The 21,193-nt window shown below is 38.9% G+C and carries 23 protein-coding genes and 1 tRNA gene; 11 read left to right on the top strand and 13 right to left on the bottom strand.

The features are described 5' to 3' along the window. Positions 1-2: 2 nt before the first annotated feature. A tRNA-Asn gene (locus R0J88_RS16120) sits at positions 3-76 on the bottom strand. A 1,053-nt stretch (positions 77-1,129) separates the two neighbouring features. On the opposite strand from R0J88_RS16120, the gene R0J88_RS16125 reads away from it, so the two are divergent. The 5 genes from R0J88_RS16125 to R0J88_RS16145 all read left to right on the top strand — a co-directional run bounded on the left by R0J88_RS16125 (position 1,130) and on the right by R0J88_RS16145 (position 7,252). Next, a complete protein-coding gene (locus tag R0J88_RS16125; RefSeq protein WP_410900438.1) occupies positions 1,130-2,509 on the top strand; it encodes an MATE family efflux transporter in 1,380 nt (459 codons plus the stop codon). Continuing rightward, complete coding sequence (gene uvrB / locus R0J88_RS16130; protein ID WP_410900439.1) at positions 2,506-4,500, top strand: excinuclease ABC subunit UvrB; 1,995 nt, start codon at positions 2,506-2,508, stop codon at positions 4,498-4,500. Before R0J88_RS16125 ends, uvrB begins: the two co-directional genes overlap by 4 nt. Positions 4,501-4,503: 3 nt before the next feature. Next, positions 4,504-5,442 carry a class I SAM-dependent methyltransferase gene (locus tag R0J88_RS16135; protein WP_138740312.1) on the top strand — a complete coding sequence of 313 codons (939 nt, stop codon included), beginning with the start codon at positions 4,504-4,506 and terminating at the stop codon, positions 5,440-5,442. Then, on the top strand, positions 5,443-6,123 hold the full coding sequence (locus R0J88_RS16140) for a tRNA (adenine(22)-N(1))-methyltransferase TrmK (RefSeq protein WP_410900440.1): 681 nt from the start codon (positions 5,443-5,445) through the stop codon (positions 6,121-6,123). A 103-nt stretch (positions 6,124-6,226) separates the two neighbouring features. Beyond that, entirely contained in the window at positions 6,227-7,252 is a 1,026-nt protein-coding gene (locus R0J88_RS16145; protein WP_410900441.1) for a hypothetical protein, read from the top strand. A 34-nt stretch (positions 7,253-7,286) separates the two neighbouring features. On the opposite strand, the gene R0J88_RS16150 is transcribed toward R0J88_RS16145, so the two are convergent. Beyond that, positions 7,287-7,529: a hypothetical protein gene (locus R0J88_RS16150; protein WP_286889202.1), complete on the bottom strand. Its 243-nt coding sequence runs from the start codon at positions 7,527-7,529 to the stop codon at positions 7,287-7,289. A gap of 256 nt (positions 7,530-7,785) precedes the next feature. On the opposite strand from R0J88_RS16150, the gene R0J88_RS16155 reads away from it, so the two are divergent. Next, on the top strand, positions 7,786-8,235 hold the full coding sequence (locus tag R0J88_RS16155) for a methyltransferase family protein (RefSeq protein ID WP_006792319.1): 450 nt from the start codon (positions 7,786-7,788) through the stop codon (positions 8,233-8,235). A gap of 96 nt (positions 8,236-8,331) precedes the next feature. Here R0J88_RS16155 and queC read toward each other — a convergent pair whose 3' ends face one another. Then, a complete protein-coding gene (gene queC / locus R0J88_RS16160) occupies positions 8,332-8,988 on the bottom strand; it encodes a 7-cyano-7-deazaguanine synthase QueC (RefSeq protein ID WP_006792320.1) in 657 nt (218 codons plus the stop codon). Positions 8,989-9,132: 144 nt separating this feature from the next. Here queC and queE point away from each other — a divergent pair, with 144 nt between their 5' ends. Continuing rightward, a complete protein-coding gene (queE, locus tag R0J88_RS16165; protein WP_039036702.1) occupies positions 9,133-9,798 on the top strand; it encodes a 7-carboxy-7-deazaguanine synthase QueE in 666 nt (221 codons plus the stop codon). A 568-nt stretch (positions 9,799-10,366) separates the two neighbouring features. On the opposite strand, the gene R0J88_RS16170 is transcribed toward queE, so the two are convergent. From R0J88_RS16170 to R0J88_RS16185, 4 genes are all read right to left on the bottom strand, one after another. Beyond that, positions 10,367-10,720 (bottom strand): 2OG-Fe(II) oxygenase, encoded by a 354-nt coding sequence (locus R0J88_RS16170; RefSeq protein WP_277054282.1) that lies wholly within the window; start codon positions 10,718-10,720, stop codon positions 10,367-10,369. Positions 10,721-10,806: 86 nt separating this feature from the next. After that, positions 10,807-11,025 carry a DUF6500 family protein gene (locus tag R0J88_RS16175; protein WP_410900442.1) on the bottom strand — a complete coding sequence of 73 codons (219 nt, stop codon included), beginning with the start codon at positions 11,023-11,025 and terminating at the stop codon, positions 10,807-10,809. Positions 11,026-11,215: 190 nt separating this feature from the next. Further along, entirely contained in the window at positions 11,216-11,695 is a 480-nt protein-coding gene (gene bcp / locus R0J88_RS16180) for a thioredoxin-dependent thiol peroxidase (protein WP_410900443.1), read from the bottom strand. Between the two features lie 9 nt (positions 11,696-11,704). Beyond that, positions 11,705-12,238 carry a glycine cleavage system protein R gene (locus R0J88_RS16185; RefSeq protein WP_410900444.1) on the bottom strand — a complete coding sequence of 178 codons (534 nt, stop codon included), beginning with the start codon at positions 12,236-12,238 and terminating at the stop codon, positions 11,705-11,707. Between the two features lie 358 nt (positions 12,239-12,596). Here R0J88_RS16185 and bamC point away from each other — a divergent pair, with 358 nt between their 5' ends. Then, positions 12,597-13,655: an outer membrane protein assembly factor BamC gene (gene bamC, locus R0J88_RS16190; protein WP_410900445.1), complete on the top strand. Its 1,059-nt coding sequence runs from the start codon at positions 12,597-12,599 to the stop codon at positions 13,653-13,655. 65 nt (positions 13,656-13,720) lie between these two features. Beyond that, on the top strand, positions 13,721-15,091 hold the full coding sequence (locus tag R0J88_RS16195; protein ID WP_410900446.1) for a YjiH family protein: 1,371 nt from the start codon (positions 13,721-13,723) through the stop codon (positions 15,089-15,091). A gap of 31 nt (positions 15,092-15,122) precedes the next feature. Here the strand turns inward: R0J88_RS16195 and R0J88_RS16200 are convergent, their stop codons facing one another. Both R0J88_RS16200 and R0J88_RS16205 read right to left on the bottom strand, forming a co-directional pair. Continuing rightward, positions 15,123-15,269 (bottom strand): DUF2897 family protein, encoded by a 147-nt coding sequence (locus R0J88_RS16200; protein ID WP_006792328.1) that lies wholly within the window; start codon positions 15,267-15,269, stop codon positions 15,123-15,125. A gap of 76 nt (positions 15,270-15,345) precedes the next feature. After that, positions 15,346-15,876, bottom strand: a complete 531-nt coding sequence (locus R0J88_RS16205) for an acyloxyacyl hydrolase (protein WP_058428670.1) — start codon at positions 15,874-15,876, stop codon at positions 15,346-15,348. A 243-nt stretch (positions 15,877-16,119) separates the two neighbouring features. Here R0J88_RS16205 and R0J88_RS16210 point away from each other — a divergent pair, with 243 nt between their 5' ends. Then, on the top strand, positions 16,120-16,713 hold the full coding sequence (locus tag R0J88_RS16210) for a phospholipid-binding protein MlaC (protein ID WP_006792330.1): 594 nt from the start codon (positions 16,120-16,122) through the stop codon (positions 16,711-16,713). Between the two features lie 223 nt (positions 16,714-16,936). Next, positions 16,937-18,274 (top strand): ankyrin repeat domain-containing protein, encoded by a 1,338-nt coding sequence (locus R0J88_RS16215; protein ID WP_006792331.1) that lies wholly within the window; start codon positions 16,937-16,939, stop codon positions 18,272-18,274. Between the two features lie 66 nt (positions 18,275-18,340). On the opposite strand, the gene R0J88_RS16220 is transcribed toward R0J88_RS16215, so the two are convergent. Genes R0J88_RS16220 through R0J88_RS16235 form a run of 4 tightly spaced genes read right to left on the bottom strand, consistent with a single transcriptional unit; the run spans position 18,341 to position 21,192 of the window. Beyond that, positions 18,341-18,784 (bottom strand): DUF2069 domain-containing protein, encoded by a 444-nt coding sequence (locus R0J88_RS16220; protein WP_410900447.1) that lies wholly within the window; start codon positions 18,782-18,784, stop codon positions 18,341-18,343. Further along, entirely contained in the window at positions 18,781-19,335 is a 555-nt protein-coding gene (gene wrbA / locus R0J88_RS16225) for an NAD(P)H:quinone oxidoreductase (RefSeq protein ID WP_010557550.1), read from the bottom strand. The genes R0J88_RS16220 and wrbA overlap by 4 nt, the downstream gene beginning before the upstream one ends. Further along, positions 19,335-19,682 carry an arsenate reductase (glutaredoxin) gene (arsC, locus tag R0J88_RS16230; RefSeq protein WP_033035949.1) on the bottom strand — a complete coding sequence of 116 codons (348 nt, stop codon included), beginning with the start codon at positions 19,680-19,682 and terminating at the stop codon, positions 19,335-19,337. Before arsC ends, wrbA begins: the two co-directional genes overlap by 1 nt. Positions 19,683-19,734: 52 nt before the next feature. Then, complete coding sequence (locus R0J88_RS16235) at positions 19,735-21,192, bottom strand: M48 family metalloprotease (protein WP_006792335.1); 1,458 nt, start codon at positions 21,190-21,192, stop codon at positions 19,735-19,737. Position 21,193: the final 1 nt, after the last annotated feature.

Here is a 21,193-nt window from a genome sequence, read left to right on the forward strand (position 1 = left end):
GGCTCCCCCTCCCCGACTCGAACGGGGGACCTGCGGATTAACAGTCCGTCGCTCTAACCAACTGAGCTAAGGGGGAAGCGTCTTGCCTTTCAACGGGGCGAAATATTAATGACCGCGCTGCAAAGTGTCAACATATAAAAGTCATAAATTAAAAAAAGAGGTTTATTCGTTGTTTTTATGTGCAATCTGCGTGTTTTATAGCTTTATTTGAAACCATTTATTGGTCTTTCAATAAAACCATCAGTGGTAAACTAGCGCTAAGTGATCGTTTGCTATAGCCAATTGAGTAAATAAAATACGACTTTGAAATGATTTGGTCTGTGTAAAACACAAAATTTAAAAGTACTGACTCTTCGTTTTAGCTATTTATACTCAAAAACCTGACGTTAGGGTATTTTTAATCCTAAGTAATAAAATCTAAAGCGTATGCTTTTTAAACATTTGTAATTTTAGCACCTAACCATATATGCAAGTAAAAGCAAAGGTGTTCATAAATAATACAATCAATAACTTGCAATTATAAATGCTGAATACAGGTTAGCTTAATAATCACATTGCAAATAAAATTTACTAACCTGATGAAATAGGTTTGCAAAGGTTATAAAACACTAAAAAAGCAAATCTCATCACTTTTTAAGTTAGTAGTAAAAATGTATCTCTCTTAAACCCTTTATAAATGCGGGGTCCAATGAGTTATCCACGGTTTCTGTGGATAACTCTGTTTATGAAACTTTAAGAACATCAGCAGCACCAGTAATTTAGAGTGCTACAACGATTTCAAGCTTTTAAATCATTATTTTTATTTCATTTAAAAACAATGACTTAAGGTTTTTGTTTTATTGTGTGTGATACGATGAGTGGAATTTTTCGTTACGATAAATCAAAAAGGAAGTTTGTGCAAAAAAGCATCAGGTAACGCGTGTGTTTTGTAATAAAAGTAACAATTATGTGTCTTAATTGTTTTTTGGCGCGTTAACCCGCTGTTTTAACAAAACCGTTTAAAAAGCAACGTTTACTTCAAGGGCGCACTTTAAGCAGTTTTATTGCATTAAATCTATTGATAAATCCGTGGCTTGAATTGCCCTGATGCTTTAAAATGATCAACTCAGTAAAAGAGGCTATTTATTTCATGCGCGCAAGACAAAATACCAAGACTCGCCCAGATTTACTCAATGATCCCATCTTACCCACGTTGAAAACCATGACTGTTCCAATGATTTTTGGCATGATCATGTTAATGATGTTTAATATTGTTGATACCTTTTTTATTAGCTTGTTAGGTACTGAGCCCCTTGCGGCAGTGAGTTTTACATTCCCTGTTACATTTACTGTAATTAGTTTGGCTATTGGATTAGGAATAGGTACTTCAGCTGTCATTGCAAAAGCATTAGGCAGTAACAAAATAGATGAAGCCCGTTTTGACGCCAGTATCTCTATATTAGTGGCTGTTGTACTGGTGCTTGCGTCATCGCTTATTGGTTATCTACTTATTGACCCTGTATTTACATTATTGGGGGCAGGGCAGCAGGTGCTTCCGTTAATTCATGACTACATGAATATTTGGTTTATTGGCAGTGTATTTTTGATCACACCAATGATTGGTAACTCCGTATTACGTGCCAGTGGTGATACTAAAACGCCAAGTATTGTAATGGGGGGGGCTGGGCTAATAAATGCAATACTTGACCCAATGCTGATATTTGGTTTTGGCCCTATACCTGCTATGGGTATTCAAGGGGCTGCGATTGCAAGTGTAATAGCTTGGGCTGTAGCCGTTGTGATTATTTTATATATATTAATCGTAAAAAAGCGACTACTTAGCTTAAAAGCGGGCTCACAAACGGTTGTGGGGGCAATCCGAAAAATCTTAAAAATAGGTGTACCTGCTGCAGGTGCTAATATGCTCACGCCTGTTGCAATGGCAGTCATGACTGCACTTGTTGCTAATCATGGCCCTGAGGCTGTTGCCGCGTTTGGTGTTGGTAGCAGAATAGAGTCTATTGCAAGTATTTTAGTGCTTGCCTTATCAATGACACTCCCTCCATTTGTTAGTCAAAATTTTGGGGCTGGAAAGTTATGTAGAGTGAAGGATGCATACATAGGTACCTTGAAGTTTGTCATGGTTTGGCAGTTCATAATTTATATTTTACTGATTATTTTTTCTGGCGTTATAAGTCAGTTATTTGGTAAAGAGCAAGCGGTAATAGATGTAATTAAACTTTTTATTTATATCATTCCACTTAGTTATGGTCTGCAAGGTGTGATCATATTATCAAACTCATCGTTTAATGCTTTGCATAAACCAATGAACGCGCTGTTTTTAAGTGTTATTCGGTTGTTTATTTTTTATGTTCCGTTTGCTTATTTAGGTAGTCATTTTGCAGGGTTAACGGGATTATTTATAGGCGCTGCTGTCGGTAATTTATTTACCGCATTGGTAGCGTATAAATGGTTTATAAAAGAGCTTGAGTCTTTGAGCAGTCAGTCGTTACAGGAGTGCAATAGTTGAGTGATCATTTTCAGTTAAAATCACAGTTTAAACCAGCAGGGGATCAACCCACCGCAATAAAGCAATTATGTGAAGGTTTAGAAGCCGGGCTTGCTCATCAAACATTGTTAGGGGCTACAGGTACGGGTAAAACTTTTACCATGGCTAATATTATTAGCGACTTAAATCGCCCAACAATTATTATGGCCCACAATAAAACGTTGGCTGCGCAGCTTTATGGTGAAATGAAAGAGTTTTTTCCTAAAAATGCCGTTGAATATTTTGTTTCTTATTATGACTATTACCAGCCAGAGGCCTATGTTGTATCGAGTGATACGTTTATCGAAAAAGATGCCTCTATAAATGAGCACATAGAACAAATGCGTTTAAGTGCTACTAAAGCACTTCTTGAACGCCGCGATACCATTATTGTTGCATCGGTTTCGGCTATTTATGGTTTGGGTGACCCTCAGTCATACATGAAAATGATGTTGCTTTTAAAAGTCGGCGAAAAAGTTGACCAGCGTGACATGCTTCGCCGCTTAGCCGAAATACAATACACGCGTAACGACATAGAGTTTAGCCGTGGTACTTACCGAGTTCGCGGCGAAGTGGTCGACATATTCCCGGCAGAGTCAGAAACATATGCAGTGCGGGTAGAAATGTTTGACGACGAAATAGAGCGCTTGAGTATTTTTGATCCGCTGACAGGTGCTGTTGAAAAACATATTGTGCGTGCCACTATTTATCCTAAAACGCACTATGTAACTCCGCGAGAAAAAATTCTTGGCGCAATCGAAAATATTAAAATAGAACTAAAAGATAGAAGAGCTCAATTACTCAGTGCCAATAAATTGGTAGAAGAGCAGCGTATTGCGCAGCGCACTCAGTACGATATAGAAATGATGACCGAGTTGGGTTATTGCTCGGGAATAGAAAACTACAGTCGATATTTATCGGGGCGAACTCCTGGCGATCCGCCACCAACATTGCTTGATTACCTGCCTGATGACGCATTAATGATTATTGATGAATCCCATGTAACGGTGTCGCAAATCGGCGCTATGTATAAAGGCGACAGAAGCCGTAAAGAAAACCTTGTAGAGTATGGTTTTAGAATGCCCTCAGCCATGGATAATCGCCCACTTAGGTTTGAAGAGTTTGAAGCCATTGCTCCGCAAACCATTTATGTATCGGCAACGCCTGGTGACTTTGAAATGGAGCGCAGTGGCGGGGAAGTTGCAGAGCAAATTATTCGTCCAACAGGACTTTTAGACCCGCTTATAGAAGTAAGGCCTGTTGGCGACCAAGTTGATGATTTATTATCAGAAATATACCAATGTGTTGATAAAGGTGAGCGCGTATTAGTGACTACGCTTACTAAACGTATGTCTGAAGATTTAACCGATTACCTAAGTGAACACGGCGTAAAAGTTCGTTATTTGCATTCAGACATAGATACTGTAGAGCGTGTAGAGATAATTCGTGATTTACGCGCAGGGGTGTTTGACGTGCTAGTAGGCATTAACTTACTAAGAGAAGGTTTAGATATGCCTGAAGTGGCACTGGTTGCCATACTGGATGCTGACAAAGAAGGCTTTTTACGTTCAACTCGCTCGCTTATTCAAACTATTGGTCGTGCCGCGCGTCACTTAGATGGCCGTGCTATTTTATATGGCGATAAAGTGACTAAATCTATGGCAAAAGCGATAGATGAAACAAGCCGCAGGCGCGAAATTCAACATCAATACAATATAGATAACGGCATAGAGCCACGTGCTTTAGCCAAAAAGATTCTTGATGTGATGGATGTAGGCGAAGAAGCTGGACCTAAAGATAACCTACAACTTATTCGTAAAGAGTCTAAAAAGGTGCTTAGCGCGAAAGAAATTGCAACGCAAATCAAGCAGCTTGAAACTAAAATGCACGCGTATGCGAGTAATTTAGAATTTGAAAAGGCGGGCTCTGTGCGCGACGAAATACACGAACTACAACAACAGTTGATTAATTAAAAAATGACTATAAATTTTACGCCTCTTATCACGGCACTTGAGAGTGCCCCTATTTTAAATAACGAACTGTGTCGTGTTTTTCACGGGCGAGGCCATAGTATTGAGGCATTAAGCCACTTAAATTTAGATTTTTACCCGCCCAGCTTATTTTTAGTTTCTTACGATGAAATAGACGACAACACGCTTAATCAGCTAACCGAAACACTTTGGCAGTGGGCGCAAGCGCATTACCCAGAGTTAATTACCTCGCTTGTTTATCAGCAGCGCGCAGGTGTACAAAGCCAAAATACCGTTATGTTTGGAGCGCTTCCTAACCCGCATACAGTAACCGAAAACGGAATTCGCTTTTTAGTTGATTTGCAAAGCCGCCAAAATACGGGGATTTTTCCAGATATGCGAAGCGGCCGTGAGTTTGTAATGGCGAATAGTAAGCATGGCAAAGTACTTAATTTATTTTCGTACACGTGCGGCTTTTCGTTAGCAGCAATGCAGGGCGGCGCTGATCACGTAATGAATATGGATATGAGCAAAGGAGTACTCAAAGTAGGTAAGCAAAACCATCAGTTAAATGGCTTTGACAAAGGCGTGAGTTACTTACCTCACGATATTTTAAAGTCGTTTGGTAAATTAAAAAAAGCGGCCCCGTTTGATCTGATTATTGTTGACCCACCAAGTTTTCAAAAAGGTAGCTTTATTTTAACTAAAGATTACCAAAAAGTGCTCCGTAGGCTCCCTGAGTTACTTAATCAAACAACTAAATTGCTTTTATGCGCCAATAGCCCCGAGCTAACTGAGGATGCATTTAAAGCACTTATTGCTGAGCACACACAAGGTGCGATTGAATTTGTAGAGCGCCTTGCACCTACCGCACGCTTTATTGAAATAGACAGTGATAAAAGTTTAAAAGCGCTTGTCTATAAAATGTCACATTCGCCTGATTAAATGAAGCTCAGTAAACGACTGGCTGCGATTGATGCGCTGATCACTCGCCAGCAAAACACTATTTGGGATTGCTGCTGCGATCATGGCTATTTGGGAATGGCTTTGTTAAAGCGCTCAGCTGCGGATAAGGTCATATTTGTTGATATTTTATCCAATGTCATGGCCGACCTTGAGGCAACGCTTACACGTAACAAAAAATTAAGGACGCCTGGTGATAAAAAGCCTGAATGGCAGGTCTTGTGTCAGGACGTTGGAAGTATAAAGCTTGATGATGTAACAAATCAGGTAGTGGTTATAGCGGGTATAGGTGGTGAATTAGCGCTGCGTTTAGTGCAGCAAATAATAGCTAACAACTCGCCAGAGTGTGTAAAGCATGTTCGATTTATTTTATGTCCAATTCACCACACCTATTTACTGCGCAGTGGTTTACACACGCTTAATTTGGGTTTGCATAGTGAGCACATCATAAGCGATAAAAACCGTATATACGAACTCATAGAGGTTAGCTTTAAAAGCAACCAAACGGTAAGTAAAACAGGTGATGCCATGTGGGACTTAAATAATAAACAGCATACGGCTTACATTCAACGACTGTTAAATCATTATAATAAAATGCTCAATAAAGATGAGCTTTATTATCAAAAAGTTATAAGCGACTATCAAAGTCTATACGATAGTTAAAAAAGCCCAATTTTGTCGGGCGGCTGTGATCTAATTACATAACAAAACACGTAATGTAAGCACAGTTAATATCTTGCCCAGTGCGAGTTTATTTGGTTTATTTATGTCAGATAAAAATAGTCACCTAAATACGTTACTCAGTAACGACAAAAAATGGCAACATAGCTACGAGCAGCCAATTCCCTATGCGCCGCTTGTGCAATTAGCTAATAATAATTGGGTCGTTCCACAGCATTTTTTACGTTACAAGCATACACTTGAAAGTGTAAATGAAGTGCTCGAAAGCATAGAGTTTTCGGCGCACTTTAGAGTTCTTGCTGCACAAAAAGGCGATGAAATATACCTACAAGTTGCAGTACTAAGCCCTGACAACTACAAAAAAAGTGGCCATCAAAATGCCGATAAGGCAAAAAAATTACTATTCGGTAGGCGCTGGATAGTAGAAGAAAACTTACCGACCTCAGAACTTATTCAAACTGCTTTTTTAGCTTTAAAAGTAGCGCGTGAGCACGAAGTGAGAGAGTTGTTTCAGTTAAAACAAAATGGTGCAATTAGCACACCATTTAATAATCACCACGACTTACCTGTCATGGCGCAAAACCCTGAACTAGTCATACAAGCTCGGCATAGTAATGACGTTAAAGATTTAATCAGCCGTATTGTTTTTGCTGACTCGACTGTTGAGCTTACCAGCCATCAAGTTATAAACGAGCAGCAACACTTGTATACAGTAAAGCTTCATTGCGACAACGCTCAGCTTAATGAATTTAATAACAAAACAATTGCGTTTTTAACTACGGGTTCGTCTACTAACCACTTTTTACATGGTTTTATTACAGCCTTAGTTAATACTAGCAACGACTACGTAAACGAGCAGTTTAAGTATCAAGGTTTTGCCCGTTTTAGTAAAAATGTGGCTGTAGAAAGTATTGGTAAGTTAAGCATTGCAATGCGCTCACCAAATACAGTTGATTTGTGCTCAATGGGTAAGCAAGAAGCTAATCAATTAAACTTCGAAATAGACAGCGGGCGGGCACCTCAGGGATGTGGACAAGCTATAGGTGGGTTTTTAGCAGCCCATGGAATAGAGCAACCAGAAAATGCCCATTTATACCCAAACTACCTTTAATGGCCTTAGCGAACAAGTAAGCGTTTAACAACGCTTACAGTTTGTTGATTTCTTGCTTAACGTTAAAGCTTGAGTCGGTCACAATGGCTTCGAGTGTTTGTACACGTTCTTTTAGTGCAACTAATTCTACTTTTGTTTCAGCAAGTTGTTTATGAGCATCGCTATTGTTGTTTTGCATTTTATGTTTAAACTCTAAATGCTTTTTATACATATCGTAAACCACACCCGAACCCACAGATATAAGCACAATTAGCACAATCATCGTAGTACCAGACATAACTATATTCCTTTTATATTTTTATTTTTAAAGTATACGCTTTCTTCAATTTAGATAAAGCTGACAATTGTAACTTTATTTGTAAAGGGTGATGATTTGAAATCAATCAATTAACACTGTGGCTATAAACATGTGCATCAGTGCTTTTTGTCTGGTGTTCATACTTTATACAGTAACAGGGTTGTTTAATGTCAAATCAATCGCCATATAGTTACTAACACACTATTTTATAAACTAATTTTATCAGAGAGTTATTATGCTAAATAATAAAATACCTCCCGTTATAGTTGTTCTATTTTTTGCAGGCATTATGGCGCTTATAGCGCATTACAGTGTTATTGACTTTACTGTATTTGTTGCCTACTTGGCGGCAAGCTTAGTTATTATTGGTTGTGCAAGTTGTGTTGCGGGTGTTGTGAGCTTTAAGCTAGCCAAAACCACAGTAAACCCCAATAAACCAGAACAGGCATCAAAATTAGTTACCAGCGGTATTTACCGAATTTCACGTAATCCCATGTATTTAGGATTTGCATTTATTTTAGCTGGGTGGGGTGTGTGGTTAAGCTCTGTTTGGGCAATGTTAGGTGTTATTGGGTTTATTGGCTATTTAACGTTGTTTCAAATAATGCCAGAAGAACGTGCGCTTACTAAATTATTTGGTGATGAATTTACTATCTACAAAGCTCGGGTAAGGCGCTGGCTATAGGGTTGCAAAAATGCCGCGTAATTAATTTACTGTGCAATAAAAAAGGCTATGTAACATAGCCTTTCTCTTGTATCTATGTGGGTATGTATGTGTTGCTTATTCGTATTCTAATGGGTCTGTAATATTGTTTAGTGCAAATGCTTCTAAACGTTCTTGGCACGCACCACACTTACCACAGGCCTTTTCACGGCCGTTGTAACATGTCCATGTTTGGCTGTAATCTAAACCCATTTTAATACCGTCAGTTAAAATATCAATTTTGGTGTTATTCAAATACGGGCTAAAAATTTCTACTGCATCGTAGTTTGCAATACGACATACATCATCCATTTTTTGCACAAATTCAGGACGGCAATCGGGGTAAATAGCATGATCCCCAGAATGAGCACCGTAATAAACTTGGCTTGCTTTAAGTGATACTGCGTAACCAACTGCAAGCGAGAGCAAAATCATATTACGATTTGGCACAATCGTGCTTTTCATGCTTTCTTCTTCGTAGTGGCCTTCTGGTACATCAATGTTATCGGTTAATGATGAGCCACCAATAAGCTGATTAATAGCTGAAATATCAACTATTTTGTGTGGAACATTAAGCTTTTCACATACTTGCGCAGCAACTTTAAGCTCTTTTACATGACGCTGACCATAGTCAAATGAGAGGGCATATACATCATGGCCTTGTTGCAGGGCTTTATTTAATACGGTAAATGAGTCCATACCGCCGGAATAAATAACAACTACTTTTTGCGTCATATCTGTTTTGCTCTTAGTTTTAATAGAGGTTTATATCAGGGCGCGATATACTACACGGCCGCAGCTTAAATAACAATTTTTGCACAGCGCTTTTTCGTCTTTAATAGTAGCAATTTGGCTACTAGGTAGTAAGTGAGATCTCTTTTGTACAAAATTAATGAAGTGTTTGAAACCATTCAAGGTGAAGCAAGCTTTACTGGCACACCCTCAATATTTTTACGCCTGCAAGGTTGCCCTGTAGGGTGTTCGTGGTGCGACACAAAACAAACATGGGATGTAGACAACGTATACAAAGTGTCTCTTGACGAAACCGTAGAGAAAAAAGCCGACTCAGATCATTGGGCCGATGCCAGCGCCGAGCAAGTACTTGAGCTGTTTAAATCACGTGGCTATACCGCAAAGCACGTAGTAATTACTGGCGGCGAGCCATGCATGTTCGATTTAAACCCAGTATGTAACTTATTACATGCACAAGGCTTTACTACACAAATAGAAACCAGCGGCACGTTTGAAATACTTGCCCCTGAGCAAACATGGGTTACTGTATCGCCTAAAATAAACATGCGCGGCGGTTATGAAGTACTTACCAGCGCCATGAAACGCGCCAACGAGATAAAGCACCCAGTAGCGATGCAAAAGCACGTAGAAGAGCTTGAAGAATTATTTGCTAAAACAGGTGTTAACCCAAAGCTTGTTTACTTACAGCCAATTAGCCAAAAAGTATCAGCAACCAAATTAGCAATCGACACCTGTATAGCCAAAAACTGGCGCCTATCAATACAAGTACACAAGTATTTAGGAATTAGTTAAAGCGCAAAGGCGGCTTTAAGTGGTTAGCTGTAAGCGATAAGCTGCTTTGCGTTAAGTTATATTCTGTAAATAAAAGGTTGGGTTGAGTGAAACGAAACCCAACACAGCAACTTCAATGCTCACTCTTTCCAAGCACTCTTTATATCAAACTCTAACAAGCTTATTTAAACACGTAGGTCGGATAAGCAAAGCGCCATCCGACAATGTTAGTTAATTTCTTCCCTGCAGTGATAGCAATTATTTGTTGGCAGGCGATAGCTAGTAGCTGATTGCATTACCTGGTTTTTCTTACACTTTGGGCAGAAGTAATTAATAACATTCACAATTAGTACGATTGCAAAAATAATACCGCCAATATAAAACGGGTTTGCATAAAACTGATTACTTGCCGGCGAAAACTGAAACCCAATAATACATGTGATTAAAGCCACTAAATACGCTTTAAACCTAACTGCCTTTTTCAAATTTAAATCCTTATATTTAGTTTTTTATGCTCAATATATCAATAGACTATACCGTGAAAGATGGTGAGTACTAGATTAAAGTGCACTTTAAGGGGAGTTTTTGACTAAGTATTTTTTATCCAGCCAATACTTAGTATATATCGGTTACCTTTTTCTACCTTTGATACTTGGTGCCTGCTGATATCAGGGCGAAATAACTTGATCCTTTCTGTTTCAAATATGAGGCTAGAGCAAATAAACTCTCCGCCTATATCCGCTTTTTTTAACACAATATTTAGTCTGTAATGCTGACCATCCTTAACATGATCAGTGTGCGGTGGTATTTCACTTCCTTTTGGGAACTTTAATAAATACACATCAAACTTTATGGGCCAAAATGCACCACAAAGCAGCATTTTATCATAGCCCGATTTTTGCCTGCCTCGTGACCACCGAAATAGCTTTTTTACAAAAGACATACACACTCCTTGATTTAGAGACTTTAAATCGCGCTTTTAATTGTTGCTTAAAGCATTATGCACATCGAATATAAGCACTTTAGGGCTTATAAATTATCCAGCACCATTTGTTTTATTTTATGAGCTTTTACGAAGTGATCTAATTGATGAGTTTGAATCCACCAAGTAGCAGCTTCCATTAAAAGTTCAGGATTGTTGTTTTTATTAGCAAAAAAAGCGTAGAAAGACAGACCTACACTATCACCTTTACTGGCAATTTTTTTATCACATACTTCAATGATTTTAGTTCTTAATTCTTGTCTCATATATGAGTAACCTAATAAAGCGTATTGGTGAAAACAAAAAGGAACAAACTGTAACTTTAAATTCAAAACGAGCAGTTGTTTATTTATTTTTCGAAGATGCTTTATTTAACCACGTTATTTAGTAAATAACATAAAAAAGCGCTGCTCTAGGGCAACGCTTTATGTATTTTTTTGGTCGTAGTTAGCTAGCTTATTCTGCTGCCAAATAATCAAGCACCACTTGGTGATGATCTTTGGTTTTGAATTTATCAAATAAGTGTTTAATTTTACCGTCTTGGCCTACTAAAAATGTAAGGCGGTGAATACCGTCGTATTCTTTACCCATGAACTTTTTGTAGCCCCATACACCAAATGCTTCTGCAATGGTGTGATCTTCATCGGCGAGTAAATCAAAGTTAAGCTCTTTTTTAGTTTCAAAGTTTTTAAGGCGCTTAATTGGATCTGGGCTGATGCCTACAACACGGGTGTTAAATTTAGCAAGCTCAGCTTGTTGGTCGCGCAGGTTTTCTGCTTGCACGGTACAACCTGGTGTAGACGCTTTAGGGTAAAAGTACACAAGTACTTGTTGTTCTTTTAACAATTCACTTAATGTGATTGTTTCGTCGTTTTGGTTTTGTAAGCTAAAAGCGGGTGCTGTATCACCAGCTTGTAATGGACTAATTGTGTTCATGCTATTTCCTTAACGAATGCGTTTAAAAATATAATCTACGTTTAGGGTATGAGAAAGGCTCTCAAAACTAATTTTAAATTTATCTATGTCTACATCTATGGGGATATTAAATTCTACTTCACAGCGCATCTTAGTGTCAGTTTCTTCATCAAACGTATCTGACTTTAAAGAGCAAATGCTGATGTGGTTATCGGCAAAAAAGCGTGTCACTTTGCTTAGCGTACCAGGGGTATCTATACCCGTGTATTCTAATGTGTAACCGGCACAAAACTCGCTAGGGGTATGGCTGGTTGTGCGCTTCATCATGGTTAACAAGCCAAGTTCCATTGCTTTGGTTGGTAACACATGTTCAATTCGGCTAATGGCCGACATATCGCCCTGCAATAACATTATAAAGGTAAACTCGCAGCCTAAAATGGCAATGCGGCTGTCAATAATATTGCAGTGACAGTCGCTGACTAATTGCGTCAGTTCACTGACAATACCAGGCCTGTCTTCGCCGATAGCAGTTAACACAATTTGATGATTTGAAAATGCAGTCATGGGTTAAAATACCTAAGTTACAAGGGTTATAACAACGCAATGGATAACACTACTAAATACACTCGAGGACTTGCTCGGCGGCGAAGTTTAACACAAAACAGTGTGTAAACTACAATGCGGGCTAATTAAGCGTGTTTAAAGTACGGTGTTTCTTGTTTTTACTAGCACAGGAAAGTACCATAGTTAAAATTTGCTTATTTGCCCTTAGTTTTTTCTAAGTTGAGGTGCTGAACTTTATTGTAATTAAGCAGCCAAATAAAAATGTAAAGTTAATATTGATTTTACACTGAACCAAATCGGCATAACCCACTCATATATTTGTTAAAACAATTAAAGGGTATGCTAAGGAGAATTATCTGTGCAGTATTGGATCCCAAAAGCACTTGCAGTAAGTGTATTGGTAAGTTTATCAGGGTGTAGTGTATTTGTTAACGATGCGCATAATGAACGTAATTACCGCGCGCATGAGCCAGTAAAAGCGCCAGCGTCTTTATCTCAGCCGGCTCAAGATCCAGTTTATAAAATGGAAGTAGGTCAATATAATAATAATCCAGACGCAACCAATTATCGTCCACCAGCTCAAGTACTCACTGTAGCAAAAGGCAGTTGGGTGGAGGAGGCTGATAATTTAGCACGCGTATATTTTGATAAAAACGATGGCATTGTTGATTTAGATGACTTTATTTGGGATTCAATTAAAGCTGTTTTAGCTGAAAACAACACCGCTACAACCAAAGAAGACAAGCTACTTGGTATTATTGAAACCGATTGGTACGCAATTATTAAAACCGAAGAAAGCTGGTTGTGGGGCGATGAAAAGAACGATGACCTGCAACGTTTTAGATTTTCTATTGAAAAAAAATCGCATGAACGTACAGCTTCTTTACGTGCTGAGCTAATCGATTTTAAAGGTGATACAACACTTACAGACTTGCTTAAACAGCAATTAGAAGTGCGTGCACTTAACCAAGTTATTACTGAATTTGATTTCCGCTATCGCCAGCTTGAAGTAGATATGCGCAAGCGCCAAGGTATTATTTCTTTAGAAATGGGCTTTGACAATAAAGGTAATGCAGCACTGGTTACTGAGCAGTCTTACGATGCGGTATTTGATCGTTTTTCAGGCTTTTTAGAGCGTTTGTCGTTTACTATTGTTGAAATAAACCAAGATACAGGTTTAATTACAGCTGACTATAAAGCACCGGAAAGCAGTATGTGGGATTCGATTTGGGGCGACGATATTGCGCAATTACCAATAGATGAAGGCCAATACCAAATTTTAGTGAGTAAAACCAAGCAAGGTGGCACAAGCTTAACCTGGATGGACGATAAAGGCGAAACGCTAGAGCCAGGTACCATGAATGGTTTACAGCAAGCACTAGAAGCAGCACTTATTAAGCGCGGCATTAAAATATAAATAATAATACGTTTTACCACAAAAAGAGCGCTTAGCTCTTTTTGTGGTTTTTATAGGTTAAAAATATGTCTCAATTATCAACTTCACCTCAGTACGATTGGCGTACTTGGTTTGCGTTCCTTGTGCCTTCGCTAATTGGTGTGTTTTTGTTTATGACGCCGGTGTCGAGCGGTGAAGCAATGACCATTCCTATTGCAATGATGGCCAAAGCCATGCAAGTATTTTTTGCAGATACAGCACAAGCCATTATTACTGCCATAATTTGTATAACGGGTGCGTTTTCACTCATTGTAAGTGTTTTTAAGCCTCAAGTGATTTGCAAAGTACCACTATTAAACCACTTATTTAATGTTAGTTGGATTTGGTTGATTACGCGTTTATTTGGTACTGCATTTGTATTAATGACCTTTTTAGGCGTGGGGCCGCATGCGATCACGTCTGAAAATACAGGGGCACTCGTGTTAAACGACTTACTTCCTGTGTTGTTTTCGGTATTTATACTGGCAGGACTTTTACTTCCTTTGTTACTTAACTTTGGGTTGCTTGAGTTGGTAGGTACGTTATTAACTAAAGTAATGCGCCCGTTATTTGGCGTTCCAGGGCGAAGTGCCGTTAACTGTGTGGCATCGTGGTTAGGTGATGGCAGTGTGGGAATATTAATGACTGCGCGCCAGTACGAAGATAAATACTACACACAACGCGAAGCCGCTGTTATTGGTACTACATTTTCTGCTGTTTCAATTACGTTTTGTTTAGTGGTTATTGGCCAAGTAAAGCTTGAGTATTTATTTGCTCCGTTTTATTTAACGGTGTGCTTGGCAGGTATTACTGCTGCTATTATTGTGCCGCGCTTGCCACCGCTTAGGTTTAAAAAAGATTTACTTATTGATGGCTCAGAGCCTGATGCAAACGCTGAGCTGGTGCCTGAAGGTAAATCATTAGTGGGTCATTCTTTAGATATTGCGCTGGCCAAGGCAGATAAATCGCCGGGTATAGTGGGGACGTTAAAAGAAGGCGTACACAACGCACTTGATATGGTATTTGCTGTATTACCTGTTGTTATGGCAGTGGGTACATTTGCATTAATCATTGCAGAATACACGCCGCTATTTCAATATTTAGGTATGCCGTTCATTCCATTTTTAGAATTGTTGCAAGTGCCTGAAGCTGAGGCTGCAGCACAAACAATCATGGTTGGTTTTGCCGATATGTTTATCCCTTCAATCCTTGCAGCTGGGACTATTGAGAGTGATGTAACACGCTTTATCATTGCCGCGATGAGTGTGACTCAGCTTATTTATATGTCTGAAGTGGGGGCGCTGCTGTTAGGAAGTAAAATCCCAGTAAATATTGTTGAGCTGTTTGTAATATTTATTCTCAGAACACTTATAACATTGCCAATTATTTCGTTAATGGCACATTGGCTTGTTGGTTAAGCTTGTTTTTTAAATTAAAAGCCCTGATTTATCAGGGCTTTTTTGTGTCTTGTTTGTTTTTTAAGTGCGAGTCTGACTTTTTAAATTCCATATTAGCACTGTGTTTTATTAAGGCAATATTTCCTATTACAACACCAAATACCATCACCACAATGAGGATTACTTGCCATGTTTGCATTTTAATTTCTCAGTTTTTGTTTGCTGATTATTTTACGTTTTTAAATAGTAATTACCAGCAAACAAATCAGAGGGTATTAAAATCGCTTGGCAACCGATAAGGTCATAAAATCAAGGCCTGGATTGGGCTTTTGAAACCCTGCATTAGAATAATGAATAATTCGTAAAGCAATGTTTGTATCACCTAAGTCAGCAACGAGTCCAATACGATCTTCAAATTGATAATGGCTACTTAAATTCTTACCACCAAACTGTGTTTCGTCAATAAGTGAAACACCAATGCCTGCTTCAACATAAAACGGGGTGTTATTAAAACTAAACGCTGGAAACTGCAATACAGGCGATACCGCTAATACCATGTTAGATTGTGAGTGGTGGTTATGCGCAAATTCCCACAGGTTTACACTGGTTTCGATATAAAAGCGGGTATCTCCAACTAAGTTTTGCATTTTTGGCATATGGTATTGATAAGCTAATTTTATTCCATTTATATTACCCGTGCCTTTAAGTACGTCGACTGCGTAGCCATGGTTTGATTGCGCTAATGCTGTAGTATTAATAAAAAGTGAGGCGATTAATAAAATAAGTATTTTAAAAAAGGATTTCATAGCTGCTCGCTGATAGTTGGTTTATCGAAAAAACAAATGATGAGGGTGGGGAGGTTATAAATTCAAGGCGAGCGAAAATGGGGATGTATACGGTGTGTTAATAGGTTTTATTAACTTATTGAAATTTAATTACTTAATCTATTGATGCTTTTTGGGCATTAATAAGTTGCTTATTTGTGCCTTTTTTATTGCGTATTAATGACGTAAATTAGCCTTAACTTAATCACACAAACAAAAAATATTATGAAACTTATTAAACTATTTTTAATTGCTACCGCATTTTTAAGCACATCGCTTTATGCACAAGCTCAGCAATCACCAGATATACTTTTAGAGTCTGTAGCAGACACCCTTTTTGCTGATATAGGCAAAGTGAACAGTAAAGGTAATGCCAGTAAAAGTGAAATGTCGGGAATTGTTGAAAAACGTTTAATGCCACATATTGATATTAAGTTTGTGTCTTTTAAACTATTAGGTAAACACATTAAAGGCATTGAGCGCCAACAAGCTGTTGATTTTATTAACGCGGTTGAGCATTACTTAACTGGTACATATGCCGGTGCATTAATGAAATACACAGGTCAAAAAGTGGTTTTTGAGCACAATAATGCACAAAGCGATTCAGAATATGCCACGGTTAATACGCAAATTATAGAGCCTAACGCCCCCACAATTGATTTAAGCTTTAAGTTACGCCTAGGTAAAGATAACCAATGGAAGGTGTATGATATTGTAGCCGAGGGTATTTCGCTTTTAAGTGCTAAGCAAAAAGAGATAATTCAGCGCATTTCAGATGTAGGCATTGACCAAGTAATTAGCGAGTTAAAGAATAAATAATTAATCTTTTTGTGTGGAAGAGATTAAGCCCAACTCCAACCTAAAAAGCAGCCATGTAATTACTTACTTGGCTGCTTTTATATTTTTCATTATTCATCTACTTTGTTCTAGCGTGGCGATCTGGGTGTGCTAGAATATCGCCTCTTTGATTAAGCGTGGTGTCAGCTGAAAGCTGCTATAACCTGACCACTTACCCAAGCTACACTGGAGTTGTGTTGTTTTAATGGAAAATGTACTGATTTGGCCAAAGGAATATCCGTTACTCATTAAAGGCCTTGTAGAGCAAAACGGTGCCTTTATTTTAGATGCTTTAGAAGCTTGGCCAGCTTGTCGTTCTACCAATGAAGACGATGGTGTGTGTACCACTGTTTTGCCCCCGATTTATTATTTGGCGTGGTTAACACCGCTTGAGCCTTTTGAAGAATGCTATTTTCAACATATTTGTGAATACGACGAAGATGCACAGGCATACGTAGGCGCAATGAAAACCCACTTTTACGATAACGAATATACTCCAGAAAGCTTAGTGCTATTGTTGTGTCAGCGTTTAGAAAAATACGCGAGTGTTGCCGCACAAAATGCAGTTGAAACACCGCTTTCATTATTTAATTTATTTTTTAGCAAACGCTATTTTACACTCATTGAACATGCTTTAAATAATGGCAGTAAGCTTAGTGCTGTTGATGCGTTATCGCTATGGAAAGAGGTTGATTTTAGAGATCGCTTAAGTCACTTTATACCTGAGTCAATTGCTGACTTAGAAGTGTTAAGTGGGCTTGCAAGTGACAAAGTAGCAATGGGTAAAGACTATTTTACTTTATTGAAACAAGTATCGCCTGATGTTGATTCTGTGGTTTTACTTGAGCAAGCGCTCCTAACACATTTACGTAAAAAAACGGCCAAGCAAACAATGGCTATGCGCTTTATTGAGCAAGGTGCAACAGGCACATTAGCTGATGATAACGGTAAAACGGCATTTATGTGGGCGGCAGAGCGTGGTTTTGTAAACGTTGTGCAAACCTTACTGCCTAAGCAAGATAAAAAAGCCCTTGATAGCCTTGGTAATACTGCATTGCATTATGCTGTGCTCTCTAAAAATGAATCGTTAATGGTGATGCTAATAAAAGCAGGCTTTGATTTTAGAGCGCGTAATAACGAGGGCCTAAGTTGCTACCGATTGGCTGTGAGCATTAAAGCGCAAAACCTAGTTAAATGCCTAGAGCGTGATTTTGGAATTAAAGAGCTATCCCCAGAAGGGCAATTTGATCGTATTAAAAAAGTGCATGTTTTACATGCTATTGTGACTTTATTATTGCCATTACAGCTATTTTTCTTTTTTGATGAAGCGCTGACCATAAAAAGTGAATTGACGCTTGGTTTAACTATGGTTACGGTGATTTGTTTTTTCTTTGCTATGAGCTTAAAGCGCTGCGCTTTGTATCCACATATAAAACACCCTTGGGGTTTATTTGTATTAAGGGGCTTTTCGTTGTTGAGCTTATTAGCTCAGCTAGGTTTAGCGGGTATAGTGACGTTGGCTGCACTAAGTGAATTGGTTTAAATAGTTAATACATATTTAGAATGTATAAAAGCGCGTTTATTCAATAGTAAACGCGCTTTTTTTATTTTACTTGTGAAGCTCGTTAGCGGCTTTTTCGTCAGCTAAATCTTCTTTTAGTTTGCGAATTTTTAAGCCTAACTCTTGCCCGCGGTGCCTTGCATAATAAGTACACCCAATAAACATGAAAGATGCAAATAACAACTCAAGTAACACCCAAATCAGCTCATCAGGTGCAATCCAAAGCATAGTTAAGCCATGAATAAAATAAAGCATAACAACAAAGTTTGCCCAAGCGTAGGTATAAGTATTGTCTTTTATAATACCTCTGAGTGGAAGTAATAGAGGAATTATAGGCACAAATAACGACATAACATCGAGCGGGCCTTCTTGAGGCGGCACAAAGTACATCCATAATGGCATTAAAATGAGCAGGCCAATATAGCCAATTAAAGCAATGCGTTGAAATTTTACGGTTATTGGCTTTTTAGCAGGGGGTTGCGCTGTGTTCATTGAAGTTTACTCGCAATTTTTGCCAGGCGTATACCAACGCTTTGGCATATTTTAATTTCGTCTTTACTTAACTGGGCACTATTGTTGCTACCGGCAACGTGCGAAGCGCCATAGGGGGTCCCGCCAGTTTGAGTGCCTAATAATTCGGGCACATCGTAAGGTACACCAAGTAGCATCATTCCGTGGTGTAGTAAGGGCAATGATAAATTAAGCAGTGTGGCCTCATTACCACCATGCATACTGCTTGACGATGAAAACACACATGCGGGCTTATCAATTAGTTGGCCTTTGAGCCATAGCTCGCTGGTGGTTTCCCAAAATGCTTTGGCTTGAGAAGCCATCATACCAAATCGGGTAGGTGTACCAAAAGCCAAGCCATCACACTGTATAAGGTCATCTTTACTAATGACAATGTCGTGCGGGTTTTTAGCTACAAACGTTCTCAGTAGGGCTGTTGCGCCTTGTTGCTCTATTGACTCAGCTATTTCATGGGCCATTGCTTCAACCGAGCCATGGCTCGAGTGGTAAAGTACCACGATGGTTGTACTCATTATAAAACGCTTAAAACGTTTTCTGGTGGGCGACCAATTGCGGCTTTACCATTGTGTTCAACAATAGGGCGTTCAATTAATTTTGGATTCTGAACCATGGCGTTTATAAGCGTGGTTTCGTTTGTTTCGTCTTTTAAATTTAGCGTTTTGTACTCGGTTTCTTTTGTACGCATTAAATCACGAGCAGAGCTAAAACCAAGTTGTTCTATAAGTGTAGTAATTTGATCAGATGTTAAAGGTGTTTTTAAATACTCAACAACGGTGGGCTCAATTGATTTACTTTGCAAAAGGGCAAGTGTTTCACGCGATTTAGAACAACGCGGATTATGATAAATAGTAACAGACATAAAAGTTTCCATAGTGTGAATTGCCTCTATTTTAGGGCAACAGCTTGCAGACTTAAAGCCTTGCAAGCTCTTTTTGTAAACGGCGGTACTGAGTAAGTAATGCTTTTAATCGCTGCTGTTTTATTAACTCTGTTGATTCTACGAAGTTAAGCGCTTTTTGGATTTCATCAGCGGCTTTCATGTAAGCACCGTATTGAGATAGCACGTCAGCGTTTGCCTCGTGATAGGCCGCCAATTTGTCTTGTTTTTTGTACGCGTCAGCCAGTAGCTCTTTACCTAAACTATGCTCTGGTTTTTCCAATAAAAAACCTTTAAGCACGTTTTCAGCAAGTTCGTATTGCTTAGCTTCTAATGCTGCATTTGCATAGTTGAGCGTAATTACTTGATTGTTAGGGCGGTAATTATGTAGTTCAGCTAAAAATGAAACGGCTTCGTCGGCTTTTTTTTGCGCTATCAGTAAATCAGTTTGCGTATCAATATAAAATAAATTCTTAGGGTCACTTTTTAATAGCTTGCTTAAAATAGTGTCTGCTTCATCAAGTTTTTCTTGATCAAGTAAACTTAACGCTAAACCGTAATTAAGTGCTGTATTGCTGTAGCTGTTTTCACGAAGGAGTTTTCTAAATAAGGCTTCAGCATTTTCTGGTTTGTTGTCGTAACGCGCAAGTACTCGGCTTTTAGCAAGGTTAAATTCGAGGCTTGCAGGTAAGCGACGCTTTGGGTACTGCTCAGCACGAAGACGTACATCAGACACTCGACTTTCTGGCAGTGGGTGAGTAAGCAAAAATGCAGGTGGTTTATACTTATAACGAATTTGTGCAGCCAGTTTAGTCAAAAAGTCGCTAGATGCACGCGCATCAAACCCTGCATTATTAAGTGTTTGCATGCCTATTCGATCAGCTTCTTGTTCAGCAGAGCGACTGTGCGTTAATTGGCTAAACGCAGATTGTGTTTGGCTTGCTGAAATAATAGCAATACCAGCGTCAGGGGCAACAATAGTTGCTAAAATACCGGCTATCATACCCGCTATGGTCATTGCGCTGTTATCTTGTTGTTGCTGAATTCTGCGTGCTAAATGGCGCTGAGTGACGTGAGCGATTTCGTGACCGAGTACAGATGCAAACTGACTTTCGCTATCGGCTTGCGCAATAAGACCTGTGTGGACACCGACATGCCCGCCGTAAAAAGCAAAGGCGTTAATGTCAGAGTTATTGATCCAAAAAAATGAAAACGGGAAACGTACATCGTTTGCGTTTGCAACAAGCTTTCTACCAATGGTAGTTAGGTATTCATCTAATACGGGGTCGTTAATAATCGGTGAACCACCACGTATTTGCATCATCATTACTTCCCCAATTGCTTGTTCTTTTTCGAGGGGAAGTACTTGTAATGCAGAAGTTCCCAAGTCAGGAAGATTAAAGTTAGTTTGCGCCTTTAATGGCTCACTTACTAGAAGGCTAAATGTAAGTACGGCACTGCATAAAGAGATAAAGGCTGATTTTAGCTGCATC

The organism is Pseudoalteromonas sp. SIMBA_162 (assembly GCF_046535955.1).
GTDB lineage: Bacteria > Pseudomonadota > Gammaproteobacteria > Enterobacterales > Alteromonadaceae > Pseudoalteromonas > Pseudoalteromonas marina.